We start from the raw sequence: 19,268 nt of genomic DNA, 5'->3' as shown, positions 1-19,268 counted from the left end.
CCGAGATGATCGATCGACACGACTACGTAGCCCTCGAGTGGGTCAAGGGAGAGATCGCCGAAACCTTGCAGCAGGCCCGCAAGGCGCTCGAGGCGTTCGTCGACAACCCGCACGACCGTAGCCGCCTGGGTTTCTGCCGGACCTATGTGCACCAGGTCTACGGCACCCTGCAAATGGTGGAGTTCTATGGCGCCGCGCTGCTCGCCGAAGAGATGGAGCTGCTGCTGCAGGCCCTTCACGAAGAACGGGTGAACAGCTCGGACGAGGCGCTGGAAGTCCTGATGCAGGCCATCCTGCAGGTGCCGCCCTATCTGGACCGGGTCCTGGAGGCCCGCCGCGATCTGCCACTGGCCATCCTGCCGCTGCTCAACGACCTGCGCTCGGCGCGCGGGGAAAAGCTGCTCTCGGAAACCAGCCTGTTCTCGCCGGATCTGTCCGCCACGCCGCTGTCGCTGAGCGATGCCGAACTGGCCGACCGCGCGGCGCCGGACTGGCTGCCGCGCCTGCGCAAGCTGCGCCAGGCGCTGCAGGGCGCCCAGGTCGGACTGTTCCGCGACCGCGACGTCCAGTTGCACCTGGATTATCTGCTGCGGGTCTTCGAGCGGCTGGATCAGCTCTGCGCCGGCTCGCCCTTTGGCGCCCTCTGGCCGGTGGCGGCGGGTCTGACCGAGCTGTTGCAGGCCGGCGAGCTGGACAACAGCAGCTCGATCCGCGGTCTGCTCCGGCAACTGGATCGTGAGCTCAAGCGACTCATCAGCGATGGGGTGACCACCCTCAACCAGCCGGCGCCGGCCGATCTGCTGAAGAATCTGCTGTTCTACCTGGCCAAGGCGCCGGTGCAGAGTCCGCGCATCGCCGCGCTCAAGGCGCACTATCGTCTCGACGAGGCCCTGCCGGATGCCGAGCTGGTGGGCTTCGAGCGTTCGCGCATCGTCGGCCCGGATCGCGAAGCCATGCGCTCGGTGGTGACCGCGCTCTGCGAAGAGCTGGTACAGATCAAGGACAGCCTGGACCTGTTCGTGCGCAGCGATCGCCAGCAGCCCGGCAGCCTGCGCGGCCTCCTGGCGCCGCTCAAGCAGATCGCCGATACCCTGGCGGTGCTGGGCTTCGGCCAGCCGCGCAAGGTGGTGCTGGAACAGCACGAAGCCGTGGCCGAACTGGCCGAGGGCGTGCGCGAAGCCAGCGACGCCGCCCTGATGGATATCGCCGGGGCGCTGCTCTATGTCGAAGCCACCCTGGCCGGCATGGTCAGTGGCAACGAGGTCGGCGATGCCGAAGAGAGCCGGCTGCCCACCACCGACATCGATCAGCTGCATCGGGTGGTGGTGCGCGAGGCGCGCAACGGCCTGGAGCAATCCAAGGACGCCATCATCGAGTTCATCGCCTCCCAGTGGAACCATGTCCACCTGGAGTCGGTGCCCCTGCTGCTGACCCAGGTCCGTGGCGGCCTGGCGATGATTCCGCTGGAACGGGCCGCGGCCCAGGTGCAGGCGGCCAACGACTACATCTGCCAGCAGCTGCTGGGCAAGCAGGCCGTGCCCGACTGGCAGAGTCTGGACACCCTGGCCGACGCCATCACCAGCGTCGAGTACTACCTGGAGCGCCTGGCGGAAGACCCGTCCACGCCCCACGACATGATTCTCGACATCGCCGACGAAAGTCTCATCGCCCTCGGCTATCCGCCCAGGGCGGCTGGCGAAGACGAGGCGGCGGCCGCGCCCCTGGCCTCCGGCGACGTCGAGCCGCCGCCTCAGGCGCTGCCCGAAGAAACGCCGTCGCCGGCGGAGCCGGTGGCCGAAGAGGCGCTGGAACCTACCGCCCTGTCGGTCGAGGAGCCTGCGGACGCCGACGATGAATTCCTGGTCGAATTTGAGCCCGCCGCAGCCCAGGAGCCTCCGACCTCCGCGCCCCAGGCGGACGAAGAGGACGCGGCCGCGGTGACCGATGAAGCGCCGCAGGCCGAGGCCGAGCCTGAGAGTGCAGAGCCCGAGGAGTTGCTGGCCGGCATCGAGCTGGACAGCCTGCCGCCGGCGACCCCCGATGCCGAGGCGATCGCCGAGGTGCTGGCGGCGCCGGTCAATCCCATCAATCCTCCGGCGGCGCAGGTGCCGCAGGCGTTGCTGCCGCCCGCGGCCGATGCCGAGCCGGTCGAGGAGGAGCTGCGCGAGGTCTTTATCGAAGAGGCCGGCGAGGTCCAGGCCGAACTGGAGCGCTGGCTGCCGACCTGGCAGGCCGAGCCCGAGCAGCGCACCGCGCTGAGTGAATTGCGGCGCAATTTCCACACCCTCAAGGGCAGTGGCCGCATGGTCCAGGCGCTGGTCATCGGCGAACTGGCCTGGGCGCTGGAGAATCTGTTCAATCGCCGGCTGGATCACAGCGTCGCGCACAGCGCTGCCGTGCAGACGGTGGTCGAACAGACCTGCGCGCTGCTGCCGGAGCTGGTCGCGGAATACGCTGCGGATCGTCAACGGCAACGCGACGACGTCGACTGGCTGGCCCACGCCGCCCATGCGCTGGCCCGCAACGAAGCCCTGCCCGAGCGAGCGCCGGCAGGCAGTACAGCCCAGTCAGCGGCAGCTGCGCTGCCCGTGGCAGAGGTCATCGAATCCGCGATCCCTGTACCTGCACCTGCCGTCGCCGAAGCCGATACCCAGCTGCTGGATATCTTCCGCACCGAAGCCCAGGCGCATCTGGAAACCGTGCGCCGTTTCCTCGAGTCGGCCGACGCCGGCAGTGCCCAGCCGGTCTCCGACAATCTCCTGCGCGCCCTGCACACCCTCAAGGGCAGTGCCCACATGGCGGGCAGTTCGCCGATGGCCGAGCTGGCGTCGGCGCTGGAGCGGCTGGCCAAGGAATACAAGCTCGCCCATGTCGCCTTCGCCGAACCCGAGTGCGGCCTGCTCGCCCAGGGCGCCGAGTTGCTGGAGCAGCGACTGGCCGAACTCGACGAAGGGTCGCTGGCGACCCCGCTGGCGGGTGCGGCGGAAGTGATCGCGCGCTGCGAAGCGCTGCTGGAAGAGCTGAATCCCCAGTTGCCGATCCCCGCGGCGCCGCTGCCGGAGCAGCGTGACGTCCTGCGCCTGACCGATTTCCTGATGCCGGCCATGGATCTGCTGCTGGAAGCCGACGAGCGCCTGCATGCCTGGCGCACCGACGGTGATCTGGCCGCCTGCCCGGATCTGCTGGCCGAACGCCTGAACACCTTTGCCGACGGAGCCGCCCGGGTCGGGCTGGCCGATGTCGAGCAACTGGCCGAAGCCCTGCAGGTGGTCTATGCCGCCGCGGCGAGCGGTTCGCTGCCCGCCGATGCAGCCTTCTTCCGCGAGGCGGAAGAGGCCCAGGAAGCCCTGATCAGCATGCTCAATCAGCTGGCCGGTGGCATGCGGGCGACGCCCAGCGAGGAACGCATCCAGGGCCTGCGCGGCCTGCTGGCCGGCATTCTCGCCGGGTTGCCCATGGCGGACACCAGCCTGCTGGCCGAGCCCGAACCCGAAGCGCTGTTCGATCCGGCAACGGCCACGCCGGTGGCACCCGAGCGGGCGCTGGACGTCGAACTGCCCGCCGAAGCCGAAGCCGAAGCCGAAGCCGAAGCCGAAGCCGAAGCCGAAGCCGAAGCCGAAGCCGAAGCCGAAGCCGAGCCTGACCTCGAGCGGCCGGAAGCGCCGCAGCCGCTGGCAGCGGACAGCGAGCCGGCGGCGGTCGAGCCCGAGGCTGCCGAGCCCGTCGATCCGGAAATGCAGCTGATCTTCCTCGAAGAGGCCCAGGATCTCCTGGACAGCGCTGACCGGGCATTGAAACGCTGGTTGGTGGAGCCGCAGCAGCGCTTCCACCTCGGCACCCTGCAGCGCGATCTGCATACCCTCAAGGGCGGCGCCCACCTCGCCGGGGTGGCGCCGGTCGCGCACCTGGCCACGGAGCTGGACGCCATCTACGAAGGCCTGCTCGATGGCCGTCTCGCTGGCGGTGCCGAACTGGCCCAGCCCCTGAGTGACGCCCATGGCTGCCTGGCAGCGCAGCTCGAAGAACTGGCGGCGGGGGAGCCGGTCAGCGAGCATGCCGATCAGGTCGAGCGCCTGCAGCGGATCCGTAGCGGTCATCTCGATGACCTGCCGGTGCTGGACGACAGCGGATCGGCCCCGAGCGAGCCCGCACTCGGCGAATCGCTCGCGGAGCACCCGGCAGACGCCGAGTCCGCGCTCCGAGAGCCGGCGCCCATGGCGACTGCGCCGGAGGCGGAGGAAGGTCCCGACGCCGAGTTGCTGGCCATCTACATCGAAGAGAGTCGCGACCTGCTCGACAGCATGGCGACCTCGCTGCGCGCCTGGGAAGCCGAGCCGCACAACAGTCTCGAACTGGAATCCCTACTGCGCGACCTGCACACCCTCAAGGGCGGTGCGCGGCTGGCCGAGGTGGATGCCATCGGCGATCTCGCCCATGCCCTGGAGACCTTCTACGAAGGACTGGCGCGCGGACGGATCAAGCCCGGCGCGGAGCTGGGCGACCTGCTGCAGCGCTGCCATGACCGCCTGCACGAGCAACTCGAAGCCCTGGCCCGGGACGAGACCCCGCTCCCGGCCGCCGATCTCATCGCGGCCTTGCGCGACTACCGCGGCGAGCCGCTGGCGACCGGCGTGACCGCCGCGGCCGTGGTGGCGGCACCGGTCTTCGACGCCGACACCGATGCGGAAATCCTCGAGATCTTCATCGAGGAAGCCCAGGACCTGCTGGTCAGCATGGACGAGGCCCTGGCGGACTGGTCGGCCGCGCCCGATGTGGCGGTGGACGAATTGCTGCGCTGCCTGCATACCCTCAAGGGTGGCGCGCGCCTGGCCGGTCTGCACGGCCTGGGCGAGCAGGCCCATGAACTGGAACAGCAACTGGCGGAATTGCGCTCGCTCGCCGTGGGGCTGAGCGAGGGCGACCGCGAACGGGTACGCGCCCTGGCGACCCAGGGCGTCGACGGGCTGCAACTGGCGGTCGCCCAGCTGTCGCTGCCGGCCGCCGCCCAGGCGAGTGCGACGGCCGAGCCGGTCGAGATGGCCGAGGCCGAACCGGACGCACCGCGCGAGGCTGAGCAGCCACCGGTCGCGGATGTCGCCGAGGAGGAGGCGCCTGCCGACCCGGACGTCGAGCCCGCCGTCGAGGGCCTGCCTGTTGCCCTGCCTGAGCAAGACAGCGCGGCGGCCCCCGTCATGGTCGCGGCCAAGACACCCGCGGCCCCAGTGGCGCCACTGCCCTTCGTGCAACGCCTGCAGCAGGTCCGCCAGCAGGCGGCGCAGCGGCGTTCGTCCCAGGAGCTGGTGCGGGTACCGGCCGCGCTGCTGGAGCAGCTGGTCAACCTGGCCGGCGAGACCTCGATCTTCCGCGGTCGCGTCGAACAGCAGGTCAGCGACATCGGCACCACCCTAGGCGAGATGGAAGCCACCATCGAGCGGGTGCGCGATCAGCTGCGCCGGCTGGATACCGAGACCCAGGCGCAGATCATCAGTCGTCACCACGAAGACGTGGATCGCGCCGGCTACGAGGATTTCGACCCCCTGGAGCTGGATCGCTATTCCCAGCTGCAGCAGCTGTCCCGCGCCCTGTTCGAGTCGGCGTCCGACCTCCTGGATTTGAAGAACACCCTGGGCCAGCGCAATCGCGATGCCGAGACCCTGCTGCTGCAACAGGCGCGGGTCAACACCGAGCTGCAGGAAAGCCTCATGCAGACGCGCATGGTGCCTTTCGAACGCATGGTGCCGCGACTACACCGGGTGGTACGCCAGGTCAGCGCCGAACTGGACAAGCCGATCGAGCTCAGGGTCGGCAACGCCGAAGGCGAGCTGGACCGCACGGTGCTCGAGCGGATCATTCCGCCGCTGGAGCACATGCTGCGCAACGCCATCGACCACGGCGTCGAGGACGCCGCCGGACGCCAGCGCGCCGGCAAGCCGGCCGAAGGCGTGATCAGCCTGGATCTGCGCCGCGAAGGTGGCGACATCATCCTGACCCTGGCCGACGACGGCCGTGGCATCGACCTGGCCGCGGTACGCCGCAAGGCCATCGAGCGCGGCCTGATGGCGGAAGACGCGCAGCTCGCCGATGAGGAGCTGCTGCAATTCATCCTCGAATCGGGCTTCTCCACCGCGCCGACCGTCACCCAGATCTCCGGGCGGGGCGTGGGCATGGACGTGGTGCACCAGGAGGTGAAGCAGCTCGGCGGCAACATGGACATCCACAGCGTGGCGGGCGAGGGGACGCGCTTCACCATTCGCCTGCCGTTCACCGTGTCGGTGAACCGCGCGCTCATGGTGCATGCCGGCGACGACCTCTATGCCGTGCCGCTCAACACCATCGAAGGCATCGTGCGGGTGACCGCGGCCGATCTCGAACGCTATTACCGTCCGGGGGCGGGCACCTTCGAATACGGCGGCCAGCACTATGACCTGCGCTATTTGGGGCACCTGCTTGGCAACGGCCAGCAGCCCAAGCTGAGCGGCCAGAGTCTGCCGCTGCCGGTAGTGCTGGTGCGCGCCGCCGAATACGCGGTGGCCGTGCAGGTGGATGCGGTGGCCGGCTCGCGGGAGATCGTGGTGAAGAGCCTGGGTCCGCAATTCGCCGGGGTGCCGGGTCTGTCCGGTGCCACCCTGCTGGGGGACGGGCGCGTGGTGGTGATTCTCGACCTGCTGGCGATGATCCGCAGTCAGCGCGCCAGTGGCGAAGAGCTGGCGCGGCTGGCGCAGGGTCCGGCCACCGTGGCCGAGGTCACCCGACCGGCGCTGGTCATGGTGGTCGACGATTCGGTCACGGTGCGCAAGGTCACCAGCCGCCTGCTGGAACGCCACGGCATGGAGGTCTTCACCGCCAAGGACGGGGTGGACGCCATCGCCCAGTTGCAGGAGCGGCAGCCGGACATCCTGCTGCTGGACATCGAGATGCCGCGCATGGACGGCTTCGAGGTGGCGACCCTGGTGCGCCACGATGCGCGCCTCAAGGACCTGCCGATCGTGATGATCACCTCCCGTACCGGGGAAAAACACCGCGAGCGGGCGCTGAGCCTGGGCGTGAACGAATACCTGGGCAAGCCCTACCAGGAGAGCGAACTCCTGGCCCACATCCATCGGTTGGTCAGGGAACATGACTGAGATGCACACCGCCCGCGTCGCCATCCTGGCCGACAGTCCGCTGCAGCGTCACGTGCTGCAGCAGGTGCTGGCCGACAATGGCTATCACGTCGTCCTCAACAGCGATCCGGAGCGCTTCGACGAAGCGGCCTGGCCCTCGGTCGCGACCGACCTGTGGCTGATCGACCTGAGCCAGACCGAGGAATCGCCGCTGGTGGACGCGCTGCTGGAGGGAGCCGAGGTGCCCATCCTGTTCGGCGAAGGCCAGGCGCCGGAGCGCTTCACCGATCCCTTCACCCAGTGGGAGAAACGCCTGATCGGCAAGCTCAAGCGGCTGATCGGCGATCCGGTGGCGGCGGTCGGTCCGGCCCTGGAGACCCTGTTGCAGGACCAGCCGCGACCGCCGCGCCTGAGCCTGCCGGAACCCCTGGCCAATCTGCCGCTGCCCGCCGGCGATCCGGCTCCCGAGGTCTGGTTGCTGGCCGCCTCCCTGGGCGGTCCGGCGGCGGTGAAGGCCTTTCTCGATGCCTTGCCGGGCGGTCTGCCGGTCGGCTTTCTCTATGCGCAGCACATCGGTGACGGCTTTGCCGCCAACCTGCTGCGTGCGGTCGGCCGGCACAGTCAGTGGCACATCCAGGGCGTGCGCCCGGGTGAGCCGGTGCGCTGTGGCGAGGTGGTGGTGGTGCCGACCCAGCAGGAGCTGACCTTCCGGGCCAACGGCGCCCTGGACATCGTCGAGCGCGCCTGGCCCGAGCCCTATACGCCGTCGATCAGCCAGATGATGCTCAACCTGGCGCAGCACTTCGGCGCGCGCTGCGGGGTCATCGTGTTCAGCGGCATGGGCAACGACGGCACCGCCTCGGCGCCCTATGTGCGGCGGCGCGGTGGCACGCTCTGGACCCAGTCGGCGAGCACCTGCATCGCCCCGAGCATGCCGGAAAGCCTGCGCGAATCGGGTCTCGCGACCCTTACCGCCGATCCCCGCGGCCTGGCCGAAGCCCTGGTGGCGCGCCTGGCCGAGCAGCAAAGCTGAAGGAATCCCCGATGTCGACCGCCGCGCCCGCCGAACACCTGACCGGTCTGCTGCTGACCCTGGCCGATCGCACCCTGCTGCTGCCCAACGCGGCGGTGGCCGAGCTGGTGCCCTGTCGCGAGATCCGGCCATTGCCGGTGCAACCCGACTGGTGCCTGGGCCAGGTGGCCTGGCGCGACCTGCGTCTGCCGCTGATCAGTTTCGAGGCGCTGTCCAGTGGCAGCGCCGCGCAATTCGATGGCGATCGCCATGCGCGGGTGGCCATCCTCAACGCCCTGGGCGGGCGCGAGCGGGTGCGCTTCCTGGCGCTGCTGATCCGCAGCATTCCGCGCTCGTTGCGCATCACCCCCGAGCTGGTCGCCGCCGAGGTGCCCCTGGCCGCCCTGGAACTAGGCGCCGTGGCCTACGAAGGCGGCACGGCGCGCATTCCCGATCTGATCGGGGTGGAAGAGCGCCTCGCCGCCGCGGGTGTGTTCTAGTCCTTCTGGATCAGGCGCAGGGCGCCATCTTCGTCACGGCTGATGCCGACGCCGCGGTAGTCGGCCAGGGTCGGTAGCCCCAGGTCCAGCGGCTGGCGATGGGTCGCGGTGATGGCCACCGCATCGGCGCCGGCGGCCTTGGCCGCGGCAAAGCCGGCGTGGGCATCCTCGAACACCAGGCAGTCGCCGATCGCCACCCCCAGCTTGCGCGCACCCGCCAGGAAACAGTCCGGCGCGGGCTTGCCCTGGGTGACGTCTTCGGCGCAGATCATCACCGGCGGCAGGGCCATGCCAGCCGCGGCGAGCCGCACTTCGGCCAGCCGGCGCGAGGCCGAGGTGACCAGCGCCCAGCTGCCGGCAGGGAGGCTGGCGAGAAAGGCCGCGGCGCCGGGGATTTCCTGGATGTCGGCGACGTCGGCGATCTCCAGTTCGGTGATGGCGCGGGTCTCGGCGTCGATGTCCGCGCCCGCCGGGGCGAAGCGCCTGACCGTCTCCACCGCCCGCACCCCGTGCATCACGGCGAGGACGTCCGCCGGATCGAGGCCATGGCCGAGGGCCCAGGTGCTCCAGGCGCGTTCGGCGGAGGCCACGCTGGTGAGCAGGGTGCCGTCCATGTCGAACAGGAAGGCGGCGTAGGGGCGAGAGGGCAGGGTCATCCGGGGCTCCAAAACTATCCGTGGGGAAAGGGACGGACTGCCGTGGGGCGGCGGCCCGAAGGGCAGATCAGGGGGTCTGGAAATCACCCCAGAGTTGCTGGGCCACGCTCAGGGCCACCACCGGCGCGGTCTCGGTGCGCAGCACCCGCGGCCCCAGGCGGGCCGGCTGGAAACCGGCGGCGCGGGCGGCCGTGACTTCGGCCTCGCTCAGGCCGCCTTCGGGCCCGATCAGCAGGGCCAGGCGAGTGGGGCGGGCATGGCTTTCCAGAGGCTCGGCCACCGGGTGTAGGACCAGCTTGAGATCGGCGTCCAGCGTGGCCTGCCAGTCGGCCAGCAACTGCGGCGGATGGATCAGCGGCACCGTGGAGCGACCGCACTGTTCGCAGGCGCTGATGGCGACCTGGCGCCAGTGCTGCAGGCGCTTGTCGGCGCGCTCGTCCTTGAGGCGCACCTCGCAGCGCTCGCTGACCAGCGGGGTGATCTCGGCCACGCCCAGTTCGGTGGCCTTCTGGATCGCCCAGTCCATGCGCTCGCCGCGGGACAGGCCCTGGCCGAGGTGGATCCGCAGCGGCGAATCGGGTTGGCCGGGCAGCTCTTCGGTGAGCTCGACGCTGAGGGTCTTCTTGCCCACCTCGGCGACCTGGCCGAGGTATTCGCGGCCGCTGCCGTCGAACAGTTGCACGGCATCCCCCGGCGCCAGGCGCAGCACGCGGCCCAGGTAGTGGGCCTGGGCCTCGGGCAGGTCGAGACGGCCGAGGGCCAGGGGCAGGTCGAGGTGGCAGCGGGTGAGACGCATGGCGGACTCCAGATCAGCCGGGATCGCGGTGGTTGGGGTGCAGGTCGCTCAGGGCGACGCTGACCGAGGTGCGGGTGGCGAGGTCGATGCCTTCGCTCGCCACCTCGGCGAGGAAGTCGATCTGCTCGGGGGTGATCACATAGGGCGGCAGGAAGTAGACCACGTTGCCCAGCGGCCGCAACAGGGCGCCGCGGGAGAGGGCGTGCTGGTAGACGGCCAGGCCGCGGCGCTCCTGCCAGGGGTAGGGCGTGCGGCGGGCCTTGTCGGCGGTCATCTCGATGGCCAGGGCCATGCCGGTCTGGCGCACCTCGCCGACCTGGGGATGCTCGGCCAGGTGCGCGGTGGCCTCAGCCATGCGTCGGGCCAGGGGTTTGTTGGCTTCGATGACGTCGTCCTGGGCAAAGATGTCCAGCGTCGCCAGGGCGGCGGCACAAGCCAGCGGATTGCCGGTGTAGCTGTGGGAATGCAGAAAGGCGCGCAGGGTGTGGTAGTCGTCGTAGAAGGCCTGGTAGACCGCGTCGGTGGTCAGGCAGGCGGCCAGCGGCAGGTAGCCGCCAGTGAGGGCCTTGGACAGGCAGAGGAAGTCCGGGCGGATGCCGGCCTGTTCGCAGGCGAACATCGTGCCGGTGCGACCGAAGCCCACGGCGATCTCGTCGTGGATCAGGTGCACGCCATAGCGATCGCAGGCCTCGCGCAGGAGGCGCAGATAGACCGGGTGGTACATGCGCATGCCAGTGGCGCCCTGGATCAGCGGCTCGACGATGACCGCGGCGACGCTGGCGTGGTGCTCGGCCAGGGTGCGCTCCATGTGCGCGAACATCTGCCGCGAATGCTCCTCCCAATCCATGCCCTCGGGGCGCAGGTAGCAATCGGGGCTCGGCACCTTGAGGGTGTCCAGCAACAGGCCCTGGTAGGTCTCGGTGAACAGCGCCACGTCGCCCACCGACATGGCCGCCACCGTCTCGCCGTGGTAGCTGTTGGTCAGGGTGACGAAGCGGCGCTTGTCCGGCTGGCCCACGTTGCGCCAGTAGTGGTAGCTCATCTTCAGGGCCACCTCGATGCACGAGGAGCCGTTGTCGGCGTAGAACACCCGGTCGAGACCGGCCGGGGTCAGGGCGACCAGGCGCTCGGACAGTTCGATCACCGGCTGGTGGCTGAAGCCGGCGAGGATGACGTGCTCCAGCTGATCGACCTGGGCCTTGATGCGGTCGTTGATGCGCGGATTGGCGTGGCCGAAGACATTGACCCACCAGGAGCTGACGGCGTCCAGGTAGCGCTTGCCGTCGAAGTCCTCCAGCCAGACGCCTTCGCCACGGCGGATCGGGATCACCGGCAGCTGCTCGTGATCCTTCATCTGGGTGCAGGGGTGCCAGAGCACCTCCAGGTCACGGCGCATCCAGTCGTGATTGGTCATTGGCGGTCTCCTGGCGGTGGGCCCGGCGATAAAAAGGGGGCGCAAGCCTAAGCCAGGGCGCGCGACGGGAGCAAGGCGCGGGCCGATTGCCGGTCATGGCGCCGTCTGGTTGCCCCGGGGCCGCTGGCGTATGCTGCGCCACCGCCGTTTCCCGGTCCCAGGAGTCTAGAAAAGATGTCGTCGCGTTGGACAGGTTTTACCGTCTGCTTGGCAGCCGGCGTATTCGCTACCAGCCTGAGCGCAGGCGCTGCCGAGAAGGCCCATAAAGAGTCGCACAAGGCGCCGGAGAAGGCTGCCGCGGCGCCCGTCGCGCCCAGTGGTCCCTCGGTGATCGTGGTCGGTGCCGGCATGGCCGGTCTGGCCTCGGCCTATGAACTGCAGCAGGCCGGCTGGAACGTGACCCTGCTGGAGGCCGGCGCGCGCGTCGGCGGTCGCTCCGGTCTCGCCTCCAGCGAATGGATCGGCGACACCAAGGCCCAGCCGGTGCTCAACCACTACCTGGACACCTTCAAGCTCAAGACCGTGGACGCGCCGTCCTTTGTGCGCACCCCGGGCTATCTGATCGAAGGCCAGTACTATTCCCAGGACGACCTGGCGCAGAAGATGCCGGCCGTGGCCGATGCCCTGAAGCGCGTCGACAAGTCCCTGGACGACCTGGCCGCCGCCATCAGCGATCCGCTGCAGCCGACCGCCACCCCGACTCTGCACGCCCTCGACCAGATCAATGCCGCCACCTGGCTGGACAAGCAGAATCTGCCGCCGGTGGCCCGCCAGCTGATCAACCAGCGCATCCGCGTGCGCTACGACGAGCCCTCGCGGCTGTCGCTGCTCTATCTGGCCCAGCAGACCCGCGTCTATCGCGGCGTCGAGGACAAGGACCTGCGCGCCGCGCGGCTGCCCGGCGGCAGCGACGTCCTGGCCCAGGCCTTCGTCAAGCAGATCAAGACGATCAAGACGGACAGCAAGGTGTCGAGCATCGTCCAGGATCCGAGTGGCGTGACCGTCAAGGCCGGCGCCAACGGCTACAAGGCCGACTACGTGGTGATGGCGGTGCCGCTGCGCGCCCTCGGCCAGGTGCAGATGACCCCGGCGCTGGACGCCACCCAGCAGGCCGCCATCAAGGGCACCACCTACGGCTGGCGCGACCAGATCCTGCTCAAGTTCAAGACCCCGGTGTGGGACAGCAAGTCGCGCATGAGCGGCGAGATCTACAGCGACCAGGGCCTGGGCATGCTGTGGGTGGAGCCGGACGTCAAGGGCGGCGCCAATGTGCTGGTCAACCTGGCCGGCGACAGTGCGCGCCTGGTGCAGGCCTTTGGCGACAAGCAGATGGTCGATCAGGTGCTGATCCGCTTCCACGCCCTCTATCCCAAGGCGCGCGGTGCCTTCTCCGGCTACGAAGTCCGTCGCTACAGCCGCGATCCGGGTGTGGGCGGTGCCTACCTGGCCTATGGTCCGGGCCAGATCACCCGTTACTGGCGGCTGTGGGAAAAGCCCACCGGCCGGGTGATCTTTGCTGGTGAGCACACCGATCCGCTGCATCCGGGCACCCTGGAAGGCGCCCTGGCCAGCGGTCAGCGCGCCGCCGGCCAGGTCCGCGATCTCAAGGCCGGCAAGGCCGTGGTCCCGGTCGTCGCCAGCGCCAAGGCCCCGGCTCAGCCGGCTGCCGCGCCCAAGGCCGTCGACGCCGCGCCGGCCAAGGACAGTGGCGAGCACGGCTTCTTCTGGAAGCTGTTCCACTGGTCGTTCTGATCCAGGCCCGCGCCCGGACGCTGCCCCTGCGCAGCCTCCGGGCCGGAGCGGAAGGGGCCTTCGCGCCCCGTCCGATCCATCGATTCCTTCGATATTGATTCGATACTTTTTCCGCTTTCCATCGATACGTTTGCGGCTAGGCTTAGGCAAAGCTTTTTCAGGAGAGAAAAGCGATGCACTGGCGCAACGATGGCCTTCGCTACGGTCTGGTAAGTCTGGTTCTGCATTGGGTCATGGCCCTGGCGATCGTTGCCATGTTCGCCTCCGGCCTGTGGATGCGCACCCTGGACTACTACGACACCTGGTACCACACCGCCCCCGAATTGCATAAGAGCGCCGGCATCCTCTTGCTGATCGCCCTGGTGCTGCGCCTGCTCTGGCGCCTGGTCAGTCCGCCGCCGCCGGTGGAGGGCAGCCCCCTGGTGCGCCGCGCCGCCGGTGCCGGGCACTTCCTGCTGTATGCCCTGATGCTCAGCGTCATGGTGGCCGGTTACCTGATCTCCACCGCCGATGGCGTGGCCATCGATGTCTTCGGCTGGTTCAAGGTACCGGCGACCCTGAGCGGCCTGCCGGACCAGGCCGACACCGCCGGCAAGATCCACCTCTGGTTCGCCTGGACGCTGATCGTCCTGGCCGGCCTGCATGTGCTGGCCGCGCTCAAGCACCATTTCGTCGACCGCGACGGCACCCTGGTGCGCATGCTCGGCCGCGTCCATACCCCTTCCTGATGTTCGCTTCCCACCACCACATGGAGCTCCATCCAATGCTGAAGAAAACCGTTGCCGCCCTGGCCCTGGGTACCGCTCTGCTGGGCGCCGGCCAGGCCATGGCCGCCGATTACAAGATCGACAAGCAGGGCCAGCACGCCTTCATCCAGTTCCGCATTCAGCACCTGGGCTACAGCTGGCTGTACGGCACCTTCAAGGACTTCGACGGCAACTTCAGCTTCGATGCCAAGGATCCGTCCGCCGACAAGATCAAGGTGACCATCAACACCGACAGCGTCGACACCAACCACGCCGAGCGTGACAAGCACCTGCGCAGCGCCGACTTCCTCAACGTCGCCGCCCATCCCCAGGCCAGCTTCGAATCCACCAAGGTCACCCCCACCGGCGACGGCACCGCCGACGTCACCGGCAACCTGACCCTGAACGGCGTGACCAAGCCGGTCACCATCAAGGCCCACTTCATGGGCGAGGGCAAGGATCCGTGGGGCGGCTACCGCGCCGGCTTCGAGGGCACCACCACCCTCAAGCTCAAGGACTTCAACATCCAGAAGGACCTCGGCCCGAAATCCCAGGAAGTGGAATTCATGCTGTCCTTCGAAGGGGTACGCCAGTAACGGGACGCCCTCAGGTTGTAACCAAAGATGCCGGATTCGTCCGGCATTTTTGTGCCTGGTCGTTTTTGGTGAGGGGGCGGGCGCCAGGGCGATCCCCTGGCAGAACTCGCCTTCAGCCTGATGGTCTGCTACCGAGGTCGGTCGCCTGGGCCTGATGTCGTAGGAATAGCCGTTTTCACGAGGCGCCGGAGCCGCCGGCGCGATACCCGAGCATGGCACTTGGGTTATTTACAAACAGTCGTGAACGTAAGTATATTTGTCTGATAATAATTCCTATGCTCGAGCCGGTGCGGATCCACAAGGCGCGCTGCGCATGCTCATTTCCCCGCTTTCAAGGACTTTTGATATGCAGATCAAGCCGGCGCATGCCTTTTTCGCTCCCGCCCTGCTGGCCGTGGCCCTGGCCCTGGGCGCCTGCGGCAAGCAGGACAACAAGGACCAGCAGCAGCAACAGCAGCAGAAGCCCGCGGAGGTCGGGGTGGTGACGATGCAGCCCCGCACCGTGACCCTGACCGACGAACTGCCCGGGCGCACCGCCGCCTTCCGCATCGCCGAGGTGCGTCCCCAGGTCAGCGGCATCCTCCTCAAGCGCTACTTCACCGAGGGCGCCGACGTTAAGGCCGGCACCCAGCTCTATCAGATCGATCCGCGCACCTACGAAGCCAACGTCAACTCGGCCAAGGCCTCGCTGGCCCAGGCCCAGGCGACCCTGGCCTCCAACCGGCTCAAGGCCCAGCGCTATGGCGCCCTGGTCAAGGAGCAGGCGATCAGCAAGCAGGAAGCGGACGACGCCCTGTCCATGCAGCGGCAGAACGAAGCCCAGGTGGAATCGGCCCGGGCCGCCCTGCGCAACGCCGAGATCAACCTGGCCTACACCAAGGTCGCCGCGCCCATTTCCGGCCGCATCGGTCGCTCGATGATGACCGAAGGCGCCCTGGTCACCGCCGACCAGACCAGCGCCCTGACCAGCATCACCCAGCTCGATCCCATCTATGTCGACGTGACCCAGTCCGCCACCGACCTGCTGCGCCTGCGTCGCGAACTGGACAGCGGTCAGCTGCAGAAGGTGCAGGGCGAGAACGCCGCCGAGGTCAAGCTGATGCTGGAGGACGGCAGCGCCTACAGCCGTTCCGGCAAGCTCAAGTTCGCCGAGGTCTCGGTGGATCAGGGCACCGGCTCGGTGATCATCCGCGCCGAATTCCCCAACCCCGACAAGCTGCTGCTGCCCGGCATGTTCGTGCGTGCCCAGCTGCAGTCCGGCGTCCGCCAGAATGCCCTGCTGGTGCCGCAACAGGGCGTGACCCGCGACATCAAGGGCCAGCCCACCGCCATGGTGGTCAACGGCGAAGGCAAGGTCGAGCAGCGGATCCTCAAGACCGAGCGTACCGTAGGCTCCGACTGGCTGGTCACCGACGGCCTCAAGGCGGGTGACAAGGTCATCACCGAGGGCCTGCAGAAGATCAAGCCGGGCGCCACCGTCACCGCCAAGCCGGCGAGCAACATCGCCTCCGCCGAGCAGAAGCCGGCGGGTCAGGCTCAGTAAGGGGAGCGCCCGATGTCCAAGTTCTTCATCGACCGGCCCATCTTCGCCTGGGTGATCGCCCTGGTGATCATGCTCGCCGGTATCCTGTCGATCCTCAATCTGCCGATCAACCAGTACCCGAACATCGCCGCCCCGGCGGTCTCGATCCAGGTGAGCTACCCGGGCGCCTCGGCGCAGACGGTGCAGGACACCGTGGTCCAGGTCATCGAGCAGCAGATGAACGGGATCGACAACCTCAGGTACATCTCCTCGGAGTCCAACTCCGATGGCAGCATGACCATCATCGTGACCTTCAACCAGGGCACCAACTCCGACATCGCCCAGGTCCAGGTGCAGAACAAGCTGCAGCTGGCGACGCCGCTCCTTCCGCAGGAAGTCCAGCAGCAGGGCATGCGCGTCGCCAAGTACCAGCGCAACTTCATGATGGTGGTGGGCCTGGTCTCCATGGACGGCTCCCTGACCAAGGAAGACCTGTCCAACTACATCGTCTCCAACATGCGCGATCCCATCGCGCGGACCAGCGGTGTGGGTGACTTCCAGGTGTTCGGTGCGCAGTACGCCATGCGCATCTGGCTGGATCCGCAGAAGCTGGTGAAGTACCAGCTGACACCGGTCGACGTCAGCAGCGCCATCCAGAGCCAGAACGTGCAGATCGCCTCCGGTCAGCTCGGCGGCCTGCCGGCGGTGCCGGGGCAGCAGCTCAACGCCACCATCATCGGCAAGACCCGCCTGACCAGCGTCGAGGAATTCGGCAAGATCTTCCTCAAGGTCGATCAGAGCGGCGCCCAGGTGCGCCTGCGCGACGTGGCGCGGGTGGAGCTGGGGGGCGAGAACTATTCCATCGACGCCCAGTTCAACGGCAAGCCGGCCTCCGGCATGGCGCTGCGTCTGGCCACCGGGGCCAACGCCCTGGACACCGCCAAGGCAGTTCGCGCCACCATCGAACGCCTCAAGCCGTTCATGCCGCCGGGCATGGAAGTGGTCTATCCCTATGACACCACCCCGGTGGTGACCGCCTCCATCCATGAGGTGGTCAAGACCCTGGGCGAGGCGATCCTGCTGGTGTTCCTGGTGATGTTCCTGTTCCTGCAGAACTTCCGGGCCACCCTGATCCCCACCATCGCCGTACCCGTGGTCCTGCTGGGCACCTTCGCGGTGCTGCTGGCCGCCGGTTTCACCATCAACATCCTGACCATGTTCGGCATGGTGCTCGCCATCGGCCTGCTGGTGGACGATGCCATCGTGGTGGTGGAAAACGTCGAGCGGGTGATGGCCGAGGAGGGGCTCTCGCCCAAGGAGGCGACGCGCAAGTCCATGGGCCAGATCCAGGGCGCCCTGGTCGGTATCGCCATGGTGCTGTCGGCGGTGTTCGTGCCCATGGCCTTCTTTGGCGGCTCCACCGGGGTCATCTATCGCCAGTTCTCCATCACCATCGTTTCCTCGATGGTGCTCTCGGTGCTGGTGGCCCTGATCCTGACCCCGGCGCTGTGCGCCACCCTGCTCAAGCCGGTCAAGCAGGGGCACCACGAGAAGCGCGGTTTCTTCGGCTGGTTCAACCGCAAGTTCGAGAGCGGTCAGCACCGCTACGAGCGCAGCGTGGCCGCGGTGATCCGCCACAAGGTGCCCTTCCTGCTGCTGTACCTGCTGATCGTCGGCGTCATGGTGTTCCTGTTCACCCGCATCCAGTCGTCCTTCCTGCCGGAAGAGGACCAGGGCGTGATCTTCGCCCAGGTCACCACGCCGCCGGGCTCCAGTGCCGAGCGGACGCAGAAGGTGCTCGACACCATGCGCGAGATGATGATGAAGAACGACTCGAGCGCGGTCAGCTCGATGTTCACCGTCAACGGCTTCAACTTCGCCGGTCGCGGCCAGAGTTCGGGCCTGGCGTTCATCCAGCTCAAGCCCTGGGAAGAGCGCCCGGACGCAAAGGACGGGGCCAGTGCCGTGGCCGGTCGCGCCATGGGCTACCTGTCGGGCATCAAGGACGCCATCGTCTACGCCATCGTGCCGCCGGCGGTGCTGGAGCTGGGTAACGCCACCGGCTTCGACTTCTATCTGCAGGACCAGGGCGGCATTGGCCACGAGGCGCTCATGGCGGCGCGCAACCAGCTGCTCGGCATGGCCGCGCAGAATCCCAAGCTGATGCAGACCCGTCCCAACGGCCTCAACGACGAGCCGCAATTCAAGCTCATCGTCGACGACGAGAAGGTACGCGCTCTGGGGCTGTCGCAGAGCGACGTCAACCAGACGCTGTCCATCGGCTGGGCGTCCAGCTACGTCAACGACTTCATCGACCGCGGTCGGGTGAAGAAGGTGTACCTGCAGGGCGAAGCCAGCGCGCGGATGAATCCCGAGGACTTCAACAAGTGGTACGTGCGCAACAGCGCGGGCGAGATGGTGCCGGTGTCGGCCTTCGCCCGCGGCGAGTGGATCTACGGCTCGCCCAAGCTGGAGCGCTATAACGGCATCTCCTCGCTGGAGATCCTCGGTTCCGCGGCACCCGGCTACAGCACCGGTGACGCCATGGCCGAGATCGAGCGCATGGCCAAGGACTTGCCGCAGGGCGTAGGTATCGCCTGGACCGGTCTGTCCTACGAGGAGCGCCTGTCGGGCTCCCAGGCGCCGGCGCTCTACGCCCTGTCGCTGCTGGTGGTGTTCCTTTGCCTGGCGGCGCTGTACGAGAGCTGGTCGATCCCGATCGCGGTCATCCTGGTGGTGCCGCTGGGGGTGGTGGGGGCCTTGCTGGCCACCTACTTCCGTGGCCTGGCCAACGACGTCTTCTTCCAGGTCGGTCTGTTGACGACCATCGGCCTGGCGGCGAAGAACGCCATCCTGATCGTGGAATTCGCCAAGGAGCTGCACGAGGGCGGCAAGAACATCGTTGATGCGGCGGTGGAAGCCTCGCGCATGCGCCTGCGGCCCATCATCATGACCTCCATGGCCTTCATCCTGGGCGTGGTGCCCCTGGCGATTTCCTCGGGCGCGAGCTCCGGCAGCCAGCACGCCGTGGGTACCGGCGTGATCGGCGGCATGCTCACCGCCACGATACTGGCGATCTTCTGGATTCCCATGTTCTACGTGGTGGTCAGCAGCCTGTTCAAGGACAAGGCCACCAAGGACCAGGAAGCCCATGGCAAGGAAGGACACTGA

At 68.0% G+C, this 19,268-nt stretch carries 10 protein-coding genes and 1 pseudogene; 8 read left to right on the top strand and 3 right to left on the bottom strand.

Features of this window, described 5'->3' with window-relative positions; genetic code table 11:
- The first annotated feature begins 5 nt into the window (after positions 1–5).
- From CFE50_RS20150 to CFE50_RS20140, 3 genes are read left to right on the top strand one after another with little or no spacing between them, the layout of a single operon-like run.
- A complete protein-coding gene (locus CFE50_RS20150; protein ID WP_286737053.1) occupies positions 6–7,124 on the top strand; it encodes a hybrid sensor histidine kinase/response regulator in 7,119 nt (2,372 codons plus the stop codon).
- Positions 7,117–8,136 carry a chemotaxis protein CheB gene (locus CFE50_RS20145; RefSeq protein ID WP_286737052.1) on the top strand — a complete coding sequence of 340 codons (1,020 nt, stop codon included), beginning with the start codon at positions 7,117–7,119 and terminating at the stop codon, positions 8,134–8,136. Before CFE50_RS20150 ends, CFE50_RS20145 begins: the two co-directional genes overlap by 8 nt.
- Before the next feature lie 11 nt (positions 8,137–8,147).
- A complete protein-coding gene (locus CFE50_RS20140; protein WP_007161686.1) occupies positions 8,148–8,615 on the top strand; it encodes a chemotaxis protein CheW in 468 nt (155 codons plus the stop codon).
- Here the strand turns inward: CFE50_RS20140 and CFE50_RS20135 are convergent.
- The 3 genes from CFE50_RS20135 to CFE50_RS20125 all read right to left on the bottom strand — a co-directional run bounded on the left by CFE50_RS20135 (position 8,612) and on the right by CFE50_RS20125 (position 11,481).
- On the bottom strand, positions 8,612–9,271 hold the full coding sequence (locus CFE50_RS20135; RefSeq protein WP_241807620.1) for an HAD-IA family hydrolase: 660 nt from the start codon (positions 9,269–9,271) through the stop codon (positions 8,612–8,614). The genes CFE50_RS20140 and CFE50_RS20135 overlap by 4 nt on opposite strands.
- Positions 9,272–9,338: 67 nt before the next feature.
- Complete coding sequence (locus CFE50_RS20130; protein ID WP_241807619.1) at positions 9,339–10,067, bottom strand: 16S rRNA (uracil(1498)-N(3))-methyltransferase; 729 nt, start codon at positions 10,065–10,067, stop codon at positions 9,339–9,341.
- A 13-nt stretch (positions 10,068–10,080) separates the two neighbouring features.
- Positions 10,081–11,481, bottom strand: a complete 1,401-nt coding sequence (locus CFE50_RS20125; protein WP_241807618.1) for an adenosylmethionine--8-amino-7-oxononanoate transaminase — start codon at positions 11,479–11,481, stop codon at positions 10,081–10,083.
- Between the two features lie 234 nt (positions 11,482–11,715).
- Here CFE50_RS20125 and CFE50_RS20120 point away from each other — a divergent pair.
- The 5 genes and pseudogenes from CFE50_RS20120 to CFE50_RS20100 all read left to right on the top strand — a co-directional run.
- Positions 11,716–13,267 (top strand): annotated as a pseudogene (locus CFE50_RS20120) (flavin monoamine oxidase family protein); the annotation flags it as partial.
- Positions 13,268–13,406: 139 nt separating this feature from the next.
- Positions 13,407–13,961, top strand: a complete 555-nt coding sequence (locus CFE50_RS20115) for a cytochrome b (RefSeq protein ID WP_027598427.1) — start codon at positions 13,407–13,409, stop codon at positions 13,959–13,961.
- Positions 13,962–13,996: 35 nt separating this feature from the next.
- Positions 13,997–14,575 (top strand): YceI family protein, encoded by a 579-nt coding sequence (locus CFE50_RS20110; RefSeq protein ID WP_007161692.1) that lies wholly within the window; start codon positions 13,997–13,999, stop codon positions 14,573–14,575.
- A 346-nt stretch (positions 14,576–14,921) separates the two neighbouring features.
- Positions 14,922–16,118, top strand: coding sequence for an efflux RND transporter periplasmic adaptor subunit (locus CFE50_RS20105; protein ID WP_286737050.1), 1,197 nt, complete (start codon positions 14,922–14,924; stop codon positions 16,116–16,118).
- A 12-nt stretch (positions 16,119–16,130) separates the two neighbouring features.
- Positions 16,131–19,268 carry an efflux RND transporter permease subunit gene (locus tag CFE50_RS20100; protein ID WP_145155721.1) on the top strand — a complete coding sequence of 1,046 codons (3,138 nt, stop codon included), beginning with the start codon at positions 16,131–16,133 and terminating at the stop codon, positions 19,266–19,268.

Origin of the sequence: Pseudomonas sp. PGPPP4 (genome assembly GCF_002256045.1) — a bacterium.
Classification (GTDB): domain Bacteria; phylum Pseudomonadota; class Gammaproteobacteria; order Pseudomonadales; family Pseudomonadaceae; genus Chryseomonas; species Chryseomonas oryzihabitans.
Note: the sequence above shows the minus strand (reverse complement) of the source record. Positions and strands in the feature narration are given on the sequence as shown.